Origin of the sequence: Bartonella sp. JB63, assembly GCF_002022665.1 — a bacterium.
Classification (GTDB): Bacteria; Pseudomonadota; Alphaproteobacteria; order Rhizobiales; family Rhizobiaceae; genus Bartonella.
This window is the reverse complement of sequence record NZ_CP019788.1, coordinates 1271193-1290714: the sequence shown is the minus strand read 5'-3', so window position 1 is coordinate 1290714 and position 19522 is coordinate 1271193. Positions and strand designations below refer to the sequence as shown.

Here is a 19522-nt window from a genome sequence, read left to right as displayed (position 1 = left end):
GAGAAGGAAGTATAATGCAGCGAAAAGCTCCCAATGATTTAGGACATTTACGAGCGCCTGTTGGTAATTTTGATGCAGCATTAATTCATATTTTAGCACAAAAGTTTCATTGTACGCAAGCGGTGGGAGTTTTAAAAGCGTGTTATATGCCTGCAGAGGATCGTACGCGTGAACGATGTCAGGTGGCACATTTGTGGCAATTAGCTCTAGAAAGTCATCTTGATCCGGATTTTACTGAGAAATTTTTACAGTTAACTACTCAAGAAGTGATTGATAATCGCAAAATAATTTTTGAAGAGAACAAAAAAATTAGTTTAAACGACAAGTCAAAGATGACAACAGGAGAAAAATATGGCATTGAAAATTCGTTTGTCCCGTGGTGGTTCAAAAAAACGTCCTTATTATCATATCGTCGTTGCGGATGTGCGGAGTCCACGCGATGGGCGTTTTCTTGAACGCGTTGGCGCATGGGATCCAATGTTGCCTAAAGACGGGAAACGTGTGAAACTTAATGAAGAGCGTATCCAATATTGGCTTGGTCAAGGTGCTCAACCGACAGATCGTGTTTTACGATTTTTAGATGCGGTTGGGTTGAAAAAGCGTCCAGCACGCAATAATCCTCATAAAGGTGAGCCTGGTAAAAAAGCGCAAGAGCGTATAGCTGCAGCAAAGCAAGTTGCTGAAGAAGCGGCAGAAAAAACTTCAAAAGAAGAAGCATAATTATTGTTAAGCAAACCAACAGTGTGAAATCTTAAAAGTTTATGCAAATTAAGGTTTCACTATTGGTTTTGTTTTTTTAAAAAAGTTTGTTTCCTTCAGAAGTTGGCTTAACTTTTTAAAAGTCAATAGAGGCTAAAAATCAACTGCGCGACCTTTCACTTCCCAGTCTCCATAGCGCGAGGGATCTTTACCACCACGTCCGCCGTTTTCTAATGGCTGATTTTCATTTGTTGCATGTTTTCGTCTTTCTTCAGCTTCTTGGAGCGCACGTTGTGCTTCAGGGGAAAGTTGTTTGTGGTCAGGGGTAACGGTATCTTGTGTGCTCATTTTTTTGTTCATTTTATACCTCAATTTCATTGAAGAAAAAACACGAGAGCCCCATCATATAGAAATAATTGTATTTTATCATGGAGTTTTTTAATCATGAATAGAACGCGTACAGCGATGCTTTTGGCTTTTATGATGGCTCTTTTTATGGGACTTGGTTATCTCATTGGAGGAGACAATGGTATGCTTATTGCGCTTTTAATGGCAGGTGGCTTAAATTTTTTTTCTTATTGGAATTCAGACAAAATAGTTTTGCATATATATGGGGCACGTGAAATTGATCAACGTTCTGCACCAGTTTATTATAATATTGTGAGTGAGTTAGCAAAAAAAGCCTCTCTTCCTCAACCAAAGGTTTATATTATTGATAATGCACAGCCGAATGCTTTCGCTACAGGGCGTAATCCCAAAAATGCTGCTGTTGCTGCTAGTAAAGGGTTATTGGAAAAATTAAGTGCAGAAGAAATTTCTGGAGTTATGGCTCATGAATTAGCGCATATTGAGCATCGTGATACATTGACAATGACTCTTACAGCAACAATTGCATGGGCTATTTCAATGCTTGGTAATTTTGCTTTATTGATGGGAGGAAAACGCACTTCTTCAAAATCTTCTCAAGGCACAGGGACATTTGTTGGGATTATTGCTCTTTTGGTGGCACCTTTTGCAGCTATGTTAGTGCAAATGGCTATTAGTCGCACGCGTGAATACGCTGCTGACCGGAGAGGTGCTGAGATATGTGGTAATCCCTTATGGTTGGCTTCAGCTTTGAGAAAGATTGCAGGTGGTGGGCATACGGTCTATAATGAAGAAGTCGAATATCACCCAGCAACAGCTCATATGTTTATTATTAATCCTTTGAGGGGTGAAGGTGCGGATAGCCTTTTTTCTACGCATCCAGCGACAGCAAATCGTATTGCGGCATTGCAGCAGCAAGCAATAGAAATGAATATATTAACAATCGATCAAGGCATCATTAAGCACTATGAGCAGGGTAAATTTAAAGGGGAAAATAGCACTTTAGACTATGAAAATATAAGTCTTAAGGATAAGAATGACATATTAAGAAATCAAAAAACAAGTATTTTGCCACAGGTGAAAAATCGTCCTGCGTGGCTTCGTCATAAAAATCCAAAGAAATTTTAATCATAAATATTAAAAAGAAACAAACTATAGACTATGAATAGGGGCACTGTTTTGAAAGGTAGGAAAGCAGGGCAGATGTTTGAAATAGATGTCCCGGGATTGGTTGTTCGACAAGTTTGCGTTCGTTTGCTAGGTGCAGTACTTGATAAGCATATGTCTCTTTCTGGTTTGACAGATGATGAGTATGGTCATCCACAATATTTGGAGCTTTCATATCGTGACCGTTTATTGTGTCGGGCTATTTTGGGAGCGGCATTACGTCATCGGAGTCAAATTACAGTGGCTTTATCACGCTTTCTAATGCGCCCTTTGCCATCACAAGCGTTTTCATTGCATCACATTTTACATATCGGTGCAACTCAAATTCTTTATCTTGATATTCCTGATCATGCGGCGATTGATTTGGCGGTACGAGTGACAAAGATTGATCCACGTATGCGTCGTTTCTCGGGGTTAGTGAATGCTGTTTTACGCAATTTTGCAAGTGAGGCGGCTGTTTTGCGGGAGCAAACACCTACAATTAAAGCGATTCCAACTTGGTTCGGGCAACTTTTGGTATCAACATATGGAGCAGAGAAAGCTGATCAAATTTTATCAATTCAAAGTGTAATACCTCCTCTTGATTTGACGGTGAAATCTGATAATGCTGGTTGGGCGAAGCGGCTGGGGGGAATTGTGTTGCCTAATGGTTCAATTCGGCTTGTTTCTTCAGCTTATTCTATTCCTGATTTGCCAGGTTATGCAGAAGGAGCTTGGTGGGTTCAAGATGTTGCGGCGGCTTTACCTGCTTGTTTGTTGGGAAATATTCGTGGCAAGAAGGTAGCAGATCTTTGCGCAAGTCCTGGTGGTAAAACAGCGCAATTAGCTTTGCAAGGAGCAGATGTAACGGCTATCGATATTTCGGCCAATCGATTAAAACGTTTAAAGAAAAATATGGATCGACTCAATCTCTCAGTACATTATTGGCTTGGTGATGTAAGACAATTTCATCCTGATCAGCTTTTTGATGTTGCTCTTCTTGATGCACCTTGTTCTTCTACGGGAATAATACGCCGTCATCCAGATATTTTATGGACAAAGACAATGGACGATGTCACCAAATTAGCAGAGGTGCAATATGATTTGCTTTTAGCAGCAATTGCTTTAGTGAAAAAAAATGGACGCATTGTTTTTTCTAATTGTTCATTGGCAAGAGAAGAGGGTGAAGATCTTGTTGAGAAAGTTTTATCAACGCGTCATGATATTGTTTTAGAACCTATTTTAGCAGAGGAAATGGGCGCTATGGCTCATTTGTTATCAATAAAAGGTTTTTTGCGCACAATACCTTCTGATTTTTGTGATGAAAACTTTAATACGGAGGAAAAATTTTTCTTAGGGATGGATGGTTTTTTTGCAGCACGTTTTCGAAAAATGAGTTAATTAACGTTTCATTTACTCAAATAGTTGAAGTTGTATTTGATAAATATAGACGGAGATATGGTTGTGGTAATTGCAGAAATTGGTCCTAAGATAAGGGCATCAACCGTTGTATATGCGATACAACAATTTCTGCGGCGTTTATGTATAGGACCAATATTTCGTTGGCGATTTTCTGGTTTTCGTCCACAAAAAATTTTAGCACATCCAATTGATTTGCATTTAGCTGATCCAATGATGGCACATGAATTCTATCATGGCCGTTTTACTTTTTCTGGTTGTACTGTTCAATCTGGTGCTCTTTCGCCTTTTTCATTAGTGCCGCCAATGTTAGAGTGGGAAATAGCACTTCATGATTTTCATTGGTTACGACATATGACAGCAGCACGGAGTGAATTGGCGAAAGCTCATGCGCGTTCTTTGGTGGAAGATTGGTTAAAACACCATAGTAAGAGGATAAAAGGACCTTCTTGGAGTGGAGCAGTTGTGGCAAGACGACTAATTTCATGGATTTGTCATTCGCAAATGTTATTAGAGGGGGTGAATGAGAGCTTTGAAAAGCGTTTTTTACGTTCAATTGGTTTTCAGTTTCGTTATTTGCGCATCTTGATTCATAGTATGGAAGCAAATGAGCAGCGTTTACAAGCAGCAATTTCTTTAGCATTTGCATCTTTATCTTTGCCTGTTTCTGAAGCTGTGAAGAAAAAAATACAAACTTATCTTGTTTATGAACTTTCACATCAAATTCTTATTGATGGTGGCCATATTTCCCGTAGTCCTGCTGTTCTGCTCAATTTATTATCGGATTTATTGTCTTTGCGTCATCTGTATATATACAGTAATGAAACGGCACCGCGTGTTTTAATTGATTCCGTTGAGCGTATGCTGCCTGCTTTGCGATTTTTTATCCATGAAGATCAAACATTGGCACGTTTCAATGGCGTCGGACCTGTTATACCGGAAAGTTTATCGGTTATTTTAAATTTTGATGAAACAGTTGGACATCCTTTTAGTTATGCCCGTTATTCTGGTTTTCAGCGTTTAAAAGCTAATCAAACGACAGTTCTTGCAGATACAGGAAAATTTCCACCATCTTCTGTTGCAGGATATGCGTGTTCAGGATGTTTATCATTTGAAATGTCTTCACAGGGAAATCGGTTTATTATAAATACGGGGATTAATCCTTATGGACCTAAAAAATATCAGCATTTTGGACGTTTAACAGCAGCACATTCAACGGCAACAGTGAATGATTGTTCAGTGGGTACTTTTCACAAAAAAAAGAAAAATGGCACTTCTTTTTTATTTGGAGGGCCAACGGATGTTAAAGTGCAACGCATAGAAGATTTAGACAAAATTGGCTTTATTGCGTGTCATGATGGTTATGTGAAGCCTTTTAATCTTTTGCATGAGCGTGGCCTCATTTTAGCTAGGAATGGGGAAATAATTGAAGGTTTCGATCATTTTTTCACACCGAAGAAAAATCGATGGTACAAATATCAAGCAAATCAAGATGAAAGCGATAGTATTGCTGTTCGGTTTCATCTTAATCCACACGTTGAAGCCAATTATGATGGCGACCGCCTCTATTTAACTGTAGAAAGTGGGCAGGAGTGGCATTTTATATCACCTGATGTTGAAATTTTTCTCGAAGACTCAATTGATTTTGCTGATTTAAAAGGTCCACAACGAACACAGCAGATTGTTTTATATTTTCGCCCTGCATTGCAGAGAAAAATTCACTGGCGTTTTATACGTCATAGATTAGCATAATGTTTGCTTGTGAATATCAAGCAAGTTGATTCTATTTTTGTAAGTTAGAATATTTGCCTGACGTCCTTTGGGTATGTTTTTGTAAAAGCTTATGCTATGTCCATGGAGCCTTTTTTGAATTTTAGCCATTTTATTTTAGGATTTCTATTATGGTTGTTATTGCAAAACAATTTTCTATGATCGATCTTCATCAAGTCCGTCGTGCTCTTCTTTCTGTTTCTAATAAGACTGGTTTGATTGAATTTGCGCAAGCACTTCATGATTATGGAATTGAATTGATTTCAACAGGAGGAACATCCAAAGCATTAAGTGCTGCCGGTTTACCTGTAAAAGATGTTTCTGATGTTACAGGGTTTCCAGAAATAATGGATGGACGCGTCAAAACACTCCACCCTCTGATTCATGGCGCTTTATTAGGAGTAAGAGAAGATCCCAACCATAAAGCTGCTATGGAACAGTATGGTATAAATGGAATTGATCTTCTTGTTGTTAATCTTTATCCCTTTGAAGAAATTTCCCGGTCAGAGGTAGATTCGCATATAATTCTTGAAAATATTGATATTGGTGGACCGGCGATGATCCGTGCAGCGGCTAAGAATCATGCTTATACTGGTGTTGTGACAGCAGTTTGTGATTATTCATTGGTTTTGGCTGAATTGAAACAGCATGATGGGTGTTTAAGTTTTTCATTCCGGCGTCAATTAGCAACACGTGCTTATGAGCGTACAGCTGCTTATGATGCTGCGATAGCAGCTTGGTTTGCGAAGGATTTAAAGATTAAAGCACCATCTTGGCAGAGTTTTTCTGGTCATCTTGAAAGTGTGATGCGCTATGGAGAAAATCCACATCAACAAGCTGCATTTTATCACTCTGGTGACAAACGTTTTGGTGTTGCAACTGCAATACTTTTACAAGGAAAAAAACTTTCTTATAATAATATGAATGATACTGATGCGGCATTTGAACTTGTATCAGAATTTGATCCCCAAAAAAGTGCTGCCGTTGCTATTATTAAACATGCCAATCCTTGTGGGGTTGCAGAAGGGCAGAATTTGAAAGAGGCTTATTTGAAAGCTTTGGCGTGTGATAATGTATCAGCATTTGGTGGTATTATTGCTTTAAATCAGCCTCTTGATGAAGTTTGTGCAGAAGAGATTATTAAAATTTTCACTGAAGTGATTATTGCTCCTGATGCTACAATGTCAGCACGCAAAATCATTGCTCAGAAAAAAAATCTCCGTTTGTTAATAACAGGAGGAGTGCCTGATCCACGTTATGACGGGTTAGTTGCTAAAACACTTTCAGGAGGATTCTTAGTGCAAACGCGTGATAATGTTGTTGTTGATGATCTTGAATTGCGAATAGTAACAAAACGGGAGCCGAGCCAAGATGAAATGCGTGATCTTAAATTTGCTTTTCGTGTTGTTAAACACGTCAAGTCAAACGCTATTGTTTATGCAAAAAATAATGCAACCGTTGGAATTGGTGCTGGTCAAATGAGTCGTGTCGATTCGGCAAGAATTGCAGCGCGTAAGGCTGAAGAAAATGCGCAAAAAATGGGCTTAACAGAATCTTTAACTAAGGATTCTGTTGCTGCATCAGATGCATTTTTTCCCTTTGCAGATGGCTTGTTATCGGTGATTGAAGCTGGCGCAACAGCGGTTATTCAACCAGGGGGATCAATACGCGATGAGGAAGTTATCGCAGCAGCCGATGCGCATGATGTAGCAATGGTTTTTACAGGGGTGAGACATTTCCGGCACTAGATTTGTATATTTTTTTATTCTTCAAAATAAGAAAATTATATGCTTCTATGTTATAAATGCAAATCAGTTATGCAGTTATAACACACCTCATTTTTGTAATTTATTTTATCTTGCTCATTTAGGAATAATGTAATGGTTTGGTGAGAGATATGAATATTTTACGTTCTTATAGTCAATGGCGTCGCTATCGTCGGACGGTTAATGCGTTGAGTAATCTTTCGACATATGAGCTTAGTGATCTTGGTATTAATCGTGCTGATATTAGTTCGATTGCATGGCGTTCTTCACGCAAATCATTTTGATATTATTGTTTGGTGAGAATTTAGTCTATAGAATCATTCAAGTGTTTTGATAAAAGAGCGAGGTGGTTTTTTTATCATTGATATGGTCAGTAAAGCTCAAGAGGGAAGAGCTATGTGTACTAGTTTGAAGGTTCACGCATTTTGCTTTTAGGAAGATGCAACGGAAGATTCTCGTGCGATGGTATGATCAGATAGACTGTTGTACAATTCTAAAAACAAGAGTGAATATTGGTGCTTGTAATATAGAGAGGAGTTTATTTATTGGGTATCTTCTTTAGTTTTTATCTTGAATAAGAAAGAGAGAGGCGCTTAGAATGCCAGCAGCTAAAATAAACCATGTTATAGCATAAGTTAGGTGATTATTTTTAAATTGTACAACAGTAAGACCTGTAATAGGTAAACTCTTTTGAGGATCTATTTGTGATCGGGCATCAATAAAATAGGGAGAAACAGGAGAAAGGCCTAGTTTTTTGGCCATAGCGGGCAGTTCGCGTGTATGCCATAAATTTTGGTCAGGATTATTTTTGCGTGGGAAAACTCCATTTTTTTCACTCATTCGTAAAAGGCCTGTAATTGTAATCTGGTTAAGAGTATGTACACGATTATTATCAAGCAAATTGTTTTTTTCCTCTTGTTCGAACTGATAACGTGCCTCCATAGGAATAAAACCGCGATTTACAAAAGTCACTGTATTATCGGTTGTTTTTAAAGGGGTTAAAACCCAATAACCTGTGGTATTTTGTGTAACAGCGGTTACGAAAATATTTTTGTTTGTAAGAAATTTTCCAGTAATTGTAATTGGACGATATTCATCTTTATCAAAAGTAACGTTCAACCACTGGCTTTTAGGTGGTGCTTTTACGGGTGCGAGATGAATACGTTGATTAGCACTGGTGATAAGAGCTGTTTTCCAGTTTAGTCGTTGTATTTGCCACACACCTAGTGCACTAAAGACAACAAAAAGTAACACACATAAGATGCCAAATAGAATAGAAGAAAGGCAGATGCTTTTGCGTTGCGTTTTTATTTTGGGATGATCAATTGTAACCATGATAAGAGTATCTTTTAGCATGAGAAGAACTAAAAGAAAGTATTTGATAATGTCTTTATAAAAAAAATGATAAAATTGATCTATAGGTGGTCAAAAAAGATCCTAAAAGACTTGACCTTTTGTAGTTAACAACTTATAGAAATTTGATTTTCCAATAATGCCTGTTCAAGGCAATGGGTGTGTGTTTCGCATCTGTTTTATTTTGCTGGCATTGAAATTAGAGTTTCTTAGAATTTAAAGGTGAAGTCTATGTCTCGTGCCTGCGAATTGACAGGAAAAACGGTCCAGTATGGCAATAATGTTAGCCACGCAAACAATAAAACGCATCGTCGTTTTTTACCAAATCTTTGCAATGTGACGTTGATATCGGAAGTACTTCAACAAAGTTATCGTTTGCGTATTTCAGCAAATGCTCTGCGTTCAGTTGAGCATCGCGGTGGTCTTGATAGTTTTTTGGTTAAAGCTGATGATAAGGAATTATCACAGCGTGCGCGTTTATTAAAGCGCCAGATCATAAAGAAAAAGGCTGAGCAAGTTGTTTAATCTTGTTGCTTCATTGCGGAGTGAGCTGTTTACTTTTTCTAGGAAAGGGCCATTCTTTAGTTTTGACTGTCTGATTGCGATATTTTATTCATTTTGATATATATCTCTAGGTTACAAAGAATGCTTTCAACACACAAGTCTTTAGCTGTGCAGAAAAAAGAGAACTACATTTTTTTTGCAAATTTTGCGATGTGTGTTGTAGTGACAGCTTCCAATATTTTGATGCAATATCCTATTTGTTGGTTTGGTTTGAATGATATATTGACCTATGGAGCTTTTTCATATCCAATTGCTTTTTTGATTAATGATTTGACCAATCGCTTTTATGGTCCAGCGGCAGCAAGACGTATTGTTTATATTGGTTTCATTACGGCTTTTTTTATTTCTTGGATAGTTGCTACACCTCGTCTTGCTATTGCTTCTAGTGTAGCATTTTTATTTGGGCAATTACTTAATATCGCAGTTTTTACGCCTTTGCGGCGTAAAGCGTGGTGGAAAGCACCTTTAATAGCGACATTGATTGGTTCGGCTTTGGATACAGTTTTATTTTTTGCTCTTGCCTTTGCAAGTAATTTTGCCTTTATTGATCAACTGGTTGGCTATGCTGATGGTTCTATAGTTGAAAGTCTAGGTTTAGGAGGTATCGTAATTCCTGTTTGGCTTTCACTTGCTTTTGGTGATTTTTTAATAAAAATTATCATGAGCCTATTTATGCTTGTGCCTTATGGTGTGATTTTGAGGATTTTTAGTACTCCTTTTTATCAAGGGCGCTGAAAAGAGAAGATATCTTTTGTTTATAAGAAATAACAATATTTATTATTTGTTCTCTTACTGCTGTAAGAGGAAGAGTTTTATTCTATTCTTAGAAAGAGAAACTGTATCAGTGTTTGTTTTGAGATAACATTTAATGCAGAATTCAATTATTAGTTGAAATCTTTATCTCTTCTTTTGTTCAAGGGCTAGGAGGCATTATTAAAGAGCATCGCAAGCTGTTTTGTTATGGCATTTGCCAACTCTTCAGCATTGACTATTGTCACAGCACGTTGATAATAGCGTGTTACATCATGACCAATTCCTATGGCAATGAGTTCTATGGGGGAATTCGTTTGAATTTCTTGAATCACAGCGCGTAAATGTTTGTCCAGATAATTACTAGAATTAACAGAAAGTGTTGAATCGTCAACAGGAGCACCATCAGAAATAACCATTAATATACGACGATGTTCGTGTCGCAATAAAAGCCTCTGATGCGCCCAAATAAGGGCTTCTCCATCAATATTTTCTTTCAATAATCCTTCTTTCAACATTAAGCCTAAATTGCGTCGAGCGCGGCGCCATGGTGTATCAGCATTTTTATAAATAATATGGCACAAGTCATTCAAACGTCCTGGATGAGAAGGTTTATTTTGATTGATCCATTTTTCGCGCGCTTGTCCCCCTTTCCACGCTTTTGTGGTAAAGCCTAAAATTTCCACTTTGACTCCACAACGTTCGAGAGTTTGCGCCAAAATATCAGTACAACTTGCTGCAACAGTGATGGGGCGTTCTCGCATAGACCCTGAATTATCAATAAGCAGCGAAACGACTGTATCACGGAATTGTGTTTCACATTCCATTTTAAAAGAAAGTGGTTGCATTGGGTCAATAATGAGCGAAGAAAGTCGTGTTGTATCAAGATAGCCTTCTTCGAGATCAAACTTCCAAGCACGGTTTTGTTGTGCCATGAGGCGGCGTTGGAGTTTATTTGCTAAACGTCCAACAATGCTTTGAAGATGGTTTAATTGTTGATCAAGACAACGACGCAAATGATCTAATTCTGTTACAGAACAAAAATGAGTTGCATCCAAAATAGTATCAAATTCGTGGGTAAAAATTTTATAGCCAACCAATTTTTCCATTTTCTGAGAGGTATTAAGAAAGTATTTTGATTTTCCTGGTTTGTTTTGTTGAGAGTCTTCTTGTTCTTCTTTAGACTTGTCATTATCATTTGGCTGAATGGATTTTTCTTTGCCTTCATTTTTTTCATCATTACTTTGTTCAGTTGGTTTTTGTTTTTCACTTTGAGATTTTTTTTCGTTTTCGCTCCCTTTTTCTGTTTGATTTTGGATATCATGATTATTATTTTGTTCTTTGTAAGTTGGATTATTAGAGTTTACTTCCAATGGATTAGTCATTTCGAGTGTAACAAGCATTTGACGTGCTATTTGCGCGAAAACATTTTGATTATAAACATGAACTTTCAGTTCACGTAATTCTGTTGCGACTTTTTTTTCTATTGATTGACGCCATAATTCTAAGACGAGTCGGGCTTCTCGTGGGGGAGGGCGTTTTGTTATTTTTTCACGTAATAAAAGCGCAATAGCTTCTTGAAAAGGAGCTTCATTTTGGTTCCTTATCATCTGATAACCAGCTTTTTGATATTTATCGGCGAGCATTATATCAAGATTTTGTGCGATTCCTTTCATTGTTAAAGTGCCAATTGCTTCAACACGTGTTTGTTCAAGTATATCAAAGATAACTCGTGCTTCTGGTTCTGTTGGGGCGAATTGGATATGAATACGGCTATTATGCCATGCTTTGCGCAGCGCCATAGAATCACCTAATCCGCGAGTAATAGCTAAATCTTTATCTGTTTTTTGTTGAGGTAACTCTGGTAAACGCGCACAATTATCGCTTAAGGATGGTTTGTTATAACTAAAAACAACATTAAATTTGGATGTGTTAGCAATAGCGCGAATACAAATAGAAATAGCTCTTTTAAAAGTTTCAGTATCAAAATTGCTGTTAGAAGAATATTTTGCCGAATTTTTGCTGTTATCGCCTGCTGTTGCAGTCATGATTGAAGCATTCCTTAAGGCAAGACATGATGAATAAGTGATTCAGGAAGTTCATTTCCAAAGGCACGTTGATAAAATTCTGCAACAATTGCTCGTTCAAGTTCATCACATTTATTGAGGAAAGTTAAACGGAAAGCAAGGCCAATATCTTGAAAAATTGTGGTGTTTTCTGCCCAAGTCATGACGGTACGTGGGCTCATAACTGTGGAAATATCCCCATTCATAAAAGCTTTGCGCACCATATCAGCAACATGGACCATTTGTGAAATGGTTTTTTTACCTTCAGTGATTTGAAAATGTTTGACCTTTGAGCAAATGATATCAACTTCTTTATCATGGGGTAAATAATTTAATATTGTTACAATCGACCAACGATCCATTTGAGCTTGATTGATTTGTTGTGTACCATGATACAATCCTGTTGTATCACCAAGACCAATAGTATTTGCCGTTGCGAAAAGTCGAAATGCTGGATGAGGCGTAATAATACGGTTTTGATCAAGCAAGCTGAGCCGTCCAGAAGATTCAAGCACTCGTTGAATAACAAACATAACATCTGGTCGTCCTGCATCATATTCATCGAAAATGAGAGCAATATTATTTTGATAAGCCCATGGCAAAATACCATCTTTAAATTCGGTGATTTGCAAGCCATCTTTCAGGACGATAGCGTCTTTTCCAATTAAGTCAATGCGGCTAACATGTCCATCAAGGTTAATGCGAATACAAGGCCAATTAAGGCGTGCAGCAACCTGTTCAATATGAGTTGATTTGCCTGTACCATGATAGCCAGATACCATGACACGTCGGTTAAAAGCAAAACCTGCCAAAAGTGCTAAAGTTGTTTGTTGATCAAAGAGATAATCAGGATCTAAATCAGGAACATGAGAGCTTTTTGTGCTAAAGGCAGGCACTTTCATTTCGGTGTCAATATTAAATACATCCCGAGCCCAAACTGTTGTATCCGGGGTATTTGAGACTGTAAAATTTGTTTTTGTGATCATTTTTGAGAAAAATATCTGCTGTTTATTATTTTGTTCTCAAACAATACAGAATATAGACTACTTATGCAAATGCTCTCATGATAATAGAGATTGACTATAAAGGAAATGTCTTGTTGCGTAATGTTTTTAAAAACCTTGGTAGTTGGGCAATAGAACAAAGTATTTGAATGTAAATTTTTTTAGCATCTACCAGATTTTTTCAGTAAATTATAGGCATGGAGCACATCACGAAAGCGTTCTTCTGAAGAGCGATTACCACCATTAGCATCAGGGTGATGTTTTTTTACAAGCTCCTTATATTTTGTTTTGATATCTTCGGCTGAAGCATTTTCTTGTAATCCTAAAGTATCAAAAGCTTTGGCTTCCAAGGGTTTGAGTTTTCGTGTGTTCGTATTATTTGAATTTTGTTGGGTAAAAAGTTTGAATGGATCGCGCATACGATTTTGATAAGCAGCGGTTCCAGAGCGAATTTTTGCATAGTCGGAGGCTGTTTTTTTTGCTGTGCTATTATTACTAAGGCTTGCAGACCATGTTTGACGATGTCCTGTAAGAGCATCTTTTTGGAATTTTGCAATGTCCTTGTCGCTGAGACCTGAGAAATAATTAAAATTTTTATTATAAGCACGGATGTGCTCAATACAAAAATACAGATAGTGCCCTTCATGATTTCGTCCTGCTGGCGCTTTGTGTGATCCTATTTTTTCACACCCTTCCCATTGGCACTTTTGTATTTGTGATTGTTCCTGCTTTTTTTTGTTGGAACTGATACGAATTGAGTCGAATAATTTAGATGTTGTTGTCATATTTTGCCTTATTCAAGATTGGTCTTTTGACAAGAATTGACTTGTAAAAAATTTATTTTCATATTTATTCTATTAAATTTTGTATTAAAAAAACTAGCTGTAATATTTATCCTTGTGGAGGAAAAAATGCCTCATATGATTCAAACAATAATTGAAAAAAAACTGCGTGATGCTTTCTTTCCGCAAAAACTTGAAATAATTAATGAAAGCCATCTTCATGCAGGTCATCGTCATGAGGAACATGCTTTCAGTGGCAGGGAGGAAACACATTTTCGTGTGAAAATGCTTTCTTCTTCTTTTTCTGGTATGAGGCGTGTAGAAATACATCGGGCGATTTATAAAGTTTTACAGCAAGAATTGGCAACAAATATTCATGCTTTGGCGCTTGAGATTGAAAGTGTTTAACATGTTTTTGCTCAGTTCAGAAGTTTTTTAAGCTCGTGGATGTGCTTTTTGGTAAATTTCTAATAAACGATTTGTATCAATATGGGTATAGATTTGCGTTGTAGATAGGCAAGCATGGCCGAGCAGTTCTTGAATAGTGCGCAAATCTCCACCTCGCGATAAAAGATGAGTGGCAAAAGAATGACGTAACGCATGTGGCGTGGTTGTTTCTGGCAAACCAAGATGAGCCCGTAAGTTCTGAATAGTACGCTGAATAATAGCCGGTTGTAAAGGTTTTCCTCGAACACCGCGAAATATTGGTTGATTATTTAATAAAGTATAAGGACAGCATTTAACATAATTCTCTACCGCTTCATGGACTATCGGAATCAGTGGGATAAGGCGCGTTTTTCCTCCTTTCCCATTAACAAGTAAGCTTTTTATACTGGGATCAGCAAATTGTTCTGGAGTGAGTGCTAAAGCCTCTGATATTCGCATTCCACAACCATAAAGAAGGATCAAAACAGCGGTATTACGAGCAATGACCCAGGGTTCATTCTCTTGTTGATTTTCTTCTTTGACTATACGGAGCGCTGATTCTATCGTTAAAGCTTTTGGCAATGATTTTGGATATTTTGGTGTTCGTACAAGTTTTGCGGCGGGAATATTGATTCGTTTTTCACGAGATAAGTAATTGAAAAAGGAACGTAAACTCGCCATATTTCGGCTTAAAGAGCGAGCATTTATGTTCTGTGCGCGACGATAAGCTAAATAAGAACGGAAATCAGTTACACGCAAATTAGCAAGATCATTGAGAGCTGGCTGATATCCTAAATGTTGATAGAGAAAGCACAAAAACTGCCTCGTATCACGCTCATAAGCTGTTGCTGTTTGAGGAGCCATTCGACGCGTCTGTATAAGACTATCCAACCACTTTTTTCTTGCAATGAGAAGATTATGATCAGCTGGAATCAGAGGAATATTTTTGTCATTTCTACTATCATATTTGAGAAACATTTTTAGTTAAGGGCACTTTTCTTTTTTTTAGGCTTTATTTGATTTGCTTGATTATTATGTTTTTTGAGCTTTTCATTGGAGAGTTGATTTTCGCTTTTTACGGAGAGTATTTTTAGGAGGTTATTCATTGACATAAGATGTGCAAAAATCCATCCTAGAAAGCCATGTTTATGCAATTTACCAAGTTGATGAGCAAATAATTTATTGAGCTTTTCTTCATCAACCATCCAGAAATTTTCCAATTGCGCTGATACACCTTTGTCATTCTTTACATTGATTGATTTTTGACACAAAAGATCCATTTCTACAAGAGTCTCAATAAATTCAGCGGTTTTTTCCATATTGATTTTAAAACTTTCAAGAAAATTAACATACTCTTCCATAAATGGTGAAATAGATCCATCTGAATTAAAAAGATCTGTTCCTGAAACTTCATTAAACATACCTGATTTTTGATCGAAGCAAACAGAAAGTTCTTGTTCATTTTGCATTTTTGCAAGAACAAAAGGATAGCGACGGACAAAGGCAGGAACATAAGTATCTTTTTTCCACTGATTATCAGCATTAATGTAATCATTTTCGTTATCAGAAAGACCTACGAGAGCAATGGATGTATAGTGCCGTTTCTGCTGCTCATCTTGTGCGCTCATAAATAAGATAGGATAATCTATAGCGGCTTGAAAATATTCACCACTTGCTAGAGGAATCCAGTGGGTATCTTTTGCAAAGGACATATCATTTAATGGGGTAAATTTGAGATTTTTATGAGCAATTTTATGAACTGGGGTGACATTTTTGTAGAACAGCATGACGTTTGCCATAATACTTTCTCCTTAATAATTAATTTCTATTTTGTCACCAAAATGAGCCTTTATTAGAAGATTTTATGTGGCAACAATATCGAATACAAGTTACAGGATAGATGAGTACTGTAATTTTATAATGATTCTTTCTTTTTTAAAGAAAAAAACTTAATTAAGAGAAAGTGTAATAGAAAAATTATGAAAAAGAAAGTATATCTTGCCATTATTGGTGCAGCTCATGGAATTAAGGGAGATGTTTTTGTTAAAATATTGAGTGCTGAACCTCAGCGTTTAAAGAATTATAGTGTTCTTTATGATGAAACGGGACGTTCTTATGAAATTATTACATTTCGTATGCAAAAGAATAATGCAATTGTACATTTTAAAGGAATAGAAGAGCGTAGTGTTGCAAAATCCTTAAAAGGGATCAAACTTTATGTTGAAAGAAGCCAATTGGCTAACGATTTGGTTGGAGATGAATTTTATCAAATAGATTTGATAGGTCTTTGTGTTTATGATTGTTCAAATCAATTGCTAGGTAAGGTGAGCGGTTTTTTTAATTTTGGTGCTGGTGATTTGCTTGAAGTACAGTTAGCTTCTCGTAAAAAGGTGCTTATTTCTTTTAGCAAGGCGGCTGTGCCAAAAATTTGCATTGCTTCTGGTTTTCTGATTGTCGATCCAATAGCTGCTGGTTTGTCCTATGATCAAGAGTAATGCGTATAGGTAAAGGATGAAGGGCTATCAATATGGGATTTCATGCACGTATTTTAACACTTTATCCTGAAATGTTTCCAGGAATTTTAGGACATTCTTTAGCAGGACGGGCTTTAAAACAAGGAATATGGTCCCTGAACACAGTGCAAATTCGGGATTTCACTTTAGACAAACATCATAGTGTTGATGATACACCGGCTGGTGGTGGTGCAGGTATGGTAATGCGCGTTGATGTGCTTGCAGCAGCAATCGACAGTTGTCCATTGGATACACCAAGATTGTTATTAAGTCCACGTGGACGTTCTTTTAATCAAGCTTATGCGCGTTCTTTGGCGATTGGTTCAGGGGTAACACTGATTTGTGGCCGTTTCGAGGGAGTAGATGAACGTATCATTGAAGCACGACAATTGGAAGAAATTTCTATTGGCGATTATATTCTTTCAGGGGGAGAAGTTGCTGCTTTTGTTTTATTGGATGCAGTTGTACGACTTTTACCTGGTGTAATGGGCAATAAGATTTCTGCAGAGTGTGAGAGTTTTGAAAATGGTTTACTTGAGCATCCACAGTATACACGTCCTCTTGTTTTTGAAGGACGAAATATTCCATCGGTTTTAACATCAGGTCATCACGAAGCTATTGCTGATTGGCGTAGAGAACAGGCTGAATTAATAACGTATCAACGTCGTCCCGATCTTTATGCTCTTTACAATAAAAAGCATCAGAAAGCTTGATTCATCTCAAAAAATAATATACTGTTAGCATAGCTTTTTAGAGAGTTTTCTTTGAAGAAACTTTCTGTATATTCTAAATTTAAATGTGTATCCCAAAATTAACAGATAGTGTATTCGCTCCTGTATCCAACATAGCCTAGAGGGTATTTTAAAGCTTTTTTCGGTGAGAGTTGAGCGCTCTAATTATTTGAAAAGAACACGAAGGATAAAAAGATGAATATTATAGCACAGCTTGAGGCTGAACAATGTGCAAAAATTGAAGCAAAACGTCAACTTCCTTTGTTTCAGGTCGGTGATACAGTGCGTGTTATGGTTCGTGTGACGGAGGGTACACGGACGCGTATTCAGGCTTACGAAGGGATTTGTATCGCTCGTTCAGGGGGTGGTTTAAATGAAACTTTTACAGTCCGTAAAATTTCTTATGGAGAAGGGGTCGAACGTGTATTTCCAGTATATTCTCCTTTAATTGAAGGAGTTGAGCTTGTTCGTCGAGGTAAAGTTCGTCGTGCGAAGCTCTATTACTTGCGTGGTCTCAGAGGGAAAGCAGCACGTATTGCGGAAAAGAGAGAACATCGTAGAAAAGATGAAAACAGTTCCAAAGAAATAGGAGAAATAGCTGTTGCAGATAGTGCTGCTACAAATCTCTCAGAGTAGACTACTCAATAACTTATATAAGTCAGATTTATTAAAAAGTGCAGCTGTAAGGCTGCTTTTTACTTTAACAATTAACAATGATGTCTATTTTTTGAACAATTTATAATAAAATTTTTAATACCTCTTTTGTTTTTTCTTAATTAAAAATGACCTTTACAGAGGAGTGTAAAATTTGCAGAGCTTTTGGTGAGAGATTGTAGAGAAAAAAGTCTTAATACTTTTTAGTGATGATAATTTAAGTTCAAATATTTAGAAAAGCACATGGCACATATATCAAGCAAAGGATTTTGTAAATTTTCGCCAAAATAGGGTTAGTGAGAGCGTAAATTTATAATAGTTGATTGTCATAGACCATGAAAAAATATTAAAATTATGTGATTTTTTTCATATAGAGTTATAATCATGGTCGTTATAGAACATAGCTGCTGATATTAAGTAAGAGCAGAGTGAAACATGTATAAAAAATGTATGTTTTTGCTTAAGAGATAGTGTTAACCCTTTGACGTGAAGATAAAATTGTACTACACAAAGGAGGTTTTATGGTTTATAGCTGTATAACAAATCGGTTTTTTTTATGCGCGACCTTTAATCCGTCATTTTAAATAGCCGACCTGTAATGTTAGTTTCTTAGAACTAAACAAGTTGAAACGATCGTGCACTGAGTCATTTTGCGTGGATTTTCTCGTAATGGTAAAGTTGCAGTGAAAGCCAGGTCAGGATGTTTTTATGATAGAGACAACCACAACAAAAGATCGCCCTCGTTCTCCTCATCTGAGTATTTATCGTTGGTCAATTACTATGGCAATTTCGATAGCACATCGGATAACTGGTATTGCACTTTATTTTGGAATGTTCTTTTTGACTCTTTGGTTAGTGTCAATTGCTTGTGGAGCTGATTCATTCAGAATGATTAACCAGATTTATGGATCTCTCCCTGGGCTTTGTTTTTTATTTTTCTATACATTGGCTGGAGTTCATCATATGGTTGGATGTATTCGCCATATTGTTTGGAATATGAAGCCTTGTTGTTTAGACAAAGAAAAAGCAACTTCAACTGCTTGGGTTACAGTTTTTATTTCCCTTATTGTCACTATTGCAATTTGGATAATTGGATATAGTGTTGTTTAGCTAGGGGTAGAAAAAATGAAAAAAGATTTGCGAACAGAACTTGGAAAAGTGCGTGGTTTTGGCAGTGCACATACAGGAACAGAGCATTTTTGGTTAGAAAATCTGGTAAGTTTTGTCAATGTGCTACTTTGGATATTTTTTATTGTTCTTGTTATGTCATGCGTGGGAAAGGATCACAGTATTGTTCATTCACGGTTTTCACATCCCGTTGTTACAGTTTTGATGGGATTGATGATTTTTTCAAGTCTTTATTACATGAAACTTGGCATGCAGGTTGTTATTGAAGATTATATTCCACATGAAGGTATGCGAATATTGTTTTTTGTATTGAATATTTTATTTTGTTTTATTCTGGGCGGTATAATGATGTTTGCTCTTTTAAAAATCACATTAGGGGTTTGAA

At 36.9% G+C, this 19522-nt stretch carries 22 protein-coding genes; 15 read left to right on the top strand and 7 right to left on the bottom strand.

The annotated features are described in order from the left end of the window. Nucleotides 1-14 precede the first annotated feature (14 nt). Nucleotides 15-455, top strand: a complete 441-nt coding sequence (locus BJB63x_RS05695) for a chorismate mutase (RefSeq protein WP_078719669.1) — start codon at nucleotides 15-17, stop codon at nucleotides 453-455. Continuing rightward, nucleotides 352-720, top strand: coding sequence for a 30S ribosomal protein S16 (gene rpsP, locus BJB63x_RS05690; protein ID WP_078719358.1), 369 nt, complete (start codon nucleotides 352-354; stop codon nucleotides 718-720). The genes BJB63x_RS05695 and rpsP overlap by 104 nt, the downstream gene beginning before the upstream one ends. Before the next feature lie 132 nt (nucleotides 721-852). Here the strand turns inward: rpsP and BJB63x_RS05685 are convergent, their stop codons facing one another. Beyond that, on the bottom strand, nucleotides 853-1047 hold the full coding sequence (locus BJB63x_RS05685; RefSeq protein WP_236823854.1) for a DUF1674 domain-containing protein: 195 nt from the start codon (nucleotides 1045-1047) through the stop codon (nucleotides 853-855). Between the two features lie 96 nt (nucleotides 1048-1143). On the opposite strand from BJB63x_RS05685, the gene htpX reads away from it, so the two are divergent. From htpX to BJB63x_RS05660, 5 genes are all read left to right on the top strand, one after another. Beyond that, nucleotides 1144-2193 carry a zinc metalloprotease HtpX gene (gene htpX, locus BJB63x_RS05680; RefSeq protein ID WP_078719668.1) on the top strand — a complete coding sequence of 350 codons (1050 nt, stop codon included), beginning with the start codon at nucleotides 1144-1146 and terminating at the stop codon, nucleotides 2191-2193. A 51-nt stretch (nucleotides 2194-2244) separates the two neighbouring features. After that, the gene (locus tag BJB63x_RS05675) at nucleotides 2245-3612 is read left to right on the top strand and encodes an RsmB/NOP family class I SAM-dependent RNA methyltransferase (RefSeq protein ID WP_078719578.1); all 1368 of its coding nucleotides are present in this window, start codon (nucleotides 2245-2247) and stop codon (nucleotides 3610-3612) included. A gap of 57 nt (nucleotides 3613-3669) precedes the next feature. Continuing rightward, nucleotides 3670-5382 (top strand): heparinase II/III family protein, encoded by a 1713-nt coding sequence (locus BJB63x_RS05670; protein ID WP_442855939.1) that lies wholly within the window; start codon nucleotides 3670-3672, stop codon nucleotides 5380-5382. Between the two features lie 149 nt (nucleotides 5383-5531). Then, complete coding sequence (purH, locus tag BJB63x_RS05665) at nucleotides 5532-7148, top strand: bifunctional phosphoribosylaminoimidazolecarboxamide formyltransferase/IMP cyclohydrolase (RefSeq protein ID WP_078719356.1); 1617 nt, start codon at nucleotides 5532-5534, stop codon at nucleotides 7146-7148. Nucleotides 7149-7297: 149 nt separating this feature from the next. Beyond that, nucleotides 7298-7450 carry a DUF1127 domain-containing protein gene (locus BJB63x_RS05660; protein ID WP_078719355.1) on the top strand — a complete coding sequence of 51 codons (153 nt, stop codon included), beginning with the start codon at nucleotides 7298-7300 and terminating at the stop codon, nucleotides 7448-7450. Between the two features lie 274 nt (nucleotides 7451-7724). Here BJB63x_RS05660 and BJB63x_RS05655 read toward each other — a convergent pair whose 3' ends face one another. Beyond that, nucleotides 7725-8501, bottom strand: a complete 777-nt coding sequence (locus BJB63x_RS05655) for an SURF1 family protein (RefSeq protein WP_078719354.1) — start codon at nucleotides 8499-8501, stop codon at nucleotides 7725-7727. Nucleotides 8502-8750: 249 nt separating this feature from the next. On the opposite strand from BJB63x_RS05655, the gene rpmB reads away from it, so the two are divergent. Beyond that, a complete protein-coding gene (gene rpmB / locus BJB63x_RS05650) occupies nucleotides 8751-9044 on the top strand; it encodes a 50S ribosomal protein L28 (protein ID WP_078719353.1) in 294 nt (97 codons plus the stop codon). A 120-nt stretch (nucleotides 9045-9164) separates the two neighbouring features. After that, on the top strand, nucleotides 9165-9818 hold the full coding sequence (locus BJB63x_RS05645; protein WP_078719352.1) for a VUT family protein: 654 nt from the start codon (nucleotides 9165-9167) through the stop codon (nucleotides 9816-9818). A 185-nt stretch (nucleotides 9819-10003) separates the two neighbouring features. Here the strand turns inward: BJB63x_RS05645 and cobT are convergent, their stop codons facing one another. From cobT to BJB63x_RS05630, 3 genes are all read right to left on the bottom strand, one after another. After that, nucleotides 10004-11881: a cobaltochelatase subunit CobT gene (gene cobT, locus BJB63x_RS05640; RefSeq protein WP_078719351.1), complete on the bottom strand. Its 1878-nt coding sequence runs from the start codon at nucleotides 11879-11881 to the stop codon at nucleotides 10004-10006. A 14-nt stretch (nucleotides 11882-11895) separates the two neighbouring features. Then, a complete protein-coding gene (cobS, locus tag BJB63x_RS05635) occupies nucleotides 11896-12882 on the bottom strand; it encodes a cobaltochelatase subunit CobS (protein WP_078719576.1) in 987 nt (328 codons plus the stop codon). A gap of 182 nt (nucleotides 12883-13064) precedes the next feature. Then, entirely contained in the window at nucleotides 13065-13688 is a 624-nt protein-coding gene (locus BJB63x_RS05630; RefSeq protein WP_078719350.1) for a J domain-containing protein, read from the bottom strand. A gap of 126 nt (nucleotides 13689-13814) precedes the next feature. Between BJB63x_RS05630 and BJB63x_RS05625 the strand changes: the two genes are divergently transcribed. Next, on the top strand, nucleotides 13815-14093 hold the full coding sequence (locus BJB63x_RS05625; protein ID WP_078719349.1) for a BolA family protein: 279 nt from the start codon (nucleotides 13815-13817) through the stop codon (nucleotides 14091-14093). Between the two features lie 27 nt (nucleotides 14094-14120). Here the strand turns inward: BJB63x_RS05625 and BJB63x_RS05620 are convergent, their stop codons facing one another. After that, the gene (locus tag BJB63x_RS05620; protein WP_078719348.1) at nucleotides 14121-15089 is read right to left on the bottom strand and encodes a tyrosine recombinase XerC; all 969 of its coding nucleotides are present in this window, start codon (nucleotides 15087-15089) and stop codon (nucleotides 14121-14123) included. Between the two features lie 2 nt (nucleotides 15090-15091). After that, on the bottom strand, nucleotides 15092-15910 hold the full coding sequence (locus tag BJB63x_RS05615; protein ID WP_078719347.1) for a SapC family protein: 819 nt from the start codon (nucleotides 15908-15910) through the stop codon (nucleotides 15092-15094). Between the two features lie 180 nt (nucleotides 15911-16090). Here BJB63x_RS05615 and rimM point away from each other — a divergent pair, with 180 nt between their 5' ends. From rimM to sdhD, 5 genes are all read left to right on the top strand, one after another. Next, nucleotides 16091-16606: a ribosome maturation factor RimM gene (gene rimM, locus BJB63x_RS05610; protein ID WP_078719346.1), complete on the top strand. Its 516-nt coding sequence runs from the start codon at nucleotides 16091-16093 to the stop codon at nucleotides 16604-16606. 32 nt (nucleotides 16607-16638) lie between these two features. Further along, nucleotides 16639-17337, top strand: coding sequence for a tRNA (guanosine(37)-N1)-methyltransferase TrmD (gene trmD / locus BJB63x_RS05605; RefSeq protein ID WP_078719345.1), 699 nt, complete (start codon nucleotides 16639-16641; stop codon nucleotides 17335-17337). Nucleotides 17338-17550: 213 nt separating this feature from the next. Continuing rightward, nucleotides 17551-17991, top strand: coding sequence for a 50S ribosomal protein L19 (gene rplS, locus BJB63x_RS05600; RefSeq protein WP_078719344.1), 441 nt, complete (start codon nucleotides 17551-17553; stop codon nucleotides 17989-17991). A gap of 726 nt (nucleotides 17992-18717) precedes the next feature. Continuing rightward, complete coding sequence (gene sdhC, locus BJB63x_RS05595) at nucleotides 18718-19119, top strand: succinate dehydrogenase, cytochrome b556 subunit (RefSeq protein WP_078719343.1); 402 nt, start codon at nucleotides 18718-18720, stop codon at nucleotides 19117-19119. Nucleotides 19120-19134: 15 nt separating this feature from the next. Then, nucleotides 19135-19521 (top strand): succinate dehydrogenase, hydrophobic membrane anchor protein, encoded by a 387-nt coding sequence (gene sdhD / locus BJB63x_RS05590; RefSeq protein WP_078719342.1) that lies wholly within the window; start codon nucleotides 19135-19137, stop codon nucleotides 19519-19521. The last annotated feature ends 1 nt before the right edge of the window (nucleotide 19522 follow it).

Excerpts from the sequence above, each read along its gene's own strand:
- BJB63x_RS05695 (WP_078719669.1), top strand. The coding sequence starts at position 15 with ATGCAGCGAAAAGCTCCCAATGATTTAGGACATTTACGAGCGCCTGTT.
- rpsP (WP_078719358.1), top strand. The coding sequence starts at position 352 with ATGGCATTGAAAATTCGTTTGTCCCGTGGTGGTTCAAAAAAACGTCCT.
- BJB63x_RS05685 (WP_236823854.1), bottom strand. The coding sequence starts at position 1,047 with ATGAGCACACAAGATACCGTTACCCCTGACCACAAACAACTTTCCCCT.
- htpX (WP_078719668.1), top strand. The coding sequence starts at position 1,144 with ATGAATAGAACGCGTACAGCGATGCTTTTGGCTTTTATGATGGCTCTT.
- BJB63x_RS05670 (WP_442855939.1), top strand. The coding sequence starts at position 3,670 with ATGGTTGTGGTAATTGCAGAAATTGGTCCTAAGATAAGGGCATCAACC.
- purH (WP_078719356.1), top strand. The coding sequence starts at position 5,532 with ATGGTTGTTATTGCAAAACAATTTTCTATGATCGATCTTCATCAAGTC.
- BJB63x_RS05660 (WP_078719355.1), top strand. The coding sequence starts at position 7,298 with ATGAATATTTTACGTTCTTATAGTCAATGGCGTCGCTATCGTCGGACG.
- BJB63x_RS05655 (WP_078719354.1), bottom strand. The coding sequence starts at position 8,501 with ATGGTTACAATTGATCATCCCAAAATAAAAACGCAACGCAAAAGCATC.
- rpmB (WP_078719353.1), top strand. The coding sequence starts at position 8,751 with ATGTCTCGTGCCTGCGAATTGACAGGAAAAACGGTCCAGTATGGCAAT.
- BJB63x_RS05645 (WP_078719352.1), top strand. The coding sequence starts at position 9,165 with ATGCTTTCAACACACAAGTCTTTAGCTGTGCAGAAAAAAGAGAACTAC.
- cobT (WP_078719351.1), bottom strand. The coding sequence starts at position 11,881 with ATGACTGCAACAGCAGGCGATAACAGCAAAAATTCGGCAAAATATTCT.
- BJB63x_RS05630 (WP_078719350.1), bottom strand. The coding sequence starts at position 13,688 with ATGACAACAACATCTAAATTATTCGACTCAATTCGTATCAGTTCCAAC.
- BJB63x_RS05625 (WP_078719349.1), top strand. The coding sequence starts at position 13,815 with ATGCCTCATATGATTCAAACAATAATTGAAAAAAAACTGCGTGATGCT.
- BJB63x_RS05620 (WP_078719348.1), bottom strand. The coding sequence starts at position 15,089 with ATGTTTCTCAAATATGATAGTAGAAATGACAAAAATATTCCTCTGATT.
- BJB63x_RS05615 (WP_078719347.1), bottom strand. The coding sequence starts at position 15,910 with ATGGCAAACGTCATGCTGTTCTACAAAAATGTCACCCCAGTTCATAAA.
- rimM (WP_078719346.1), top strand. The coding sequence starts at position 16,091 with ATGAAAAAGAAAGTATATCTTGCCATTATTGGTGCAGCTCATGGAATT.
- trmD (WP_078719345.1), top strand. The coding sequence starts at position 16,639 with ATGGGATTTCATGCACGTATTTTAACACTTTATCCTGAAATGTTTCCA.
- rplS (WP_078719344.1), top strand. The coding sequence starts at position 17,551 with ATGAATATTATAGCACAGCTTGAGGCTGAACAATGTGCAAAAATTGAA.
- sdhC (WP_078719343.1), top strand. The coding sequence starts at position 18,718 with ATGATAGAGACAACCACAACAAAAGATCGCCCTCGTTCTCCTCATCTG.
- sdhD (WP_078719342.1), top strand. The coding sequence starts at position 19,135 with ATGAAAAAAGATTTGCGAACAGAACTTGGAAAAGTGCGTGGTTTTGGC.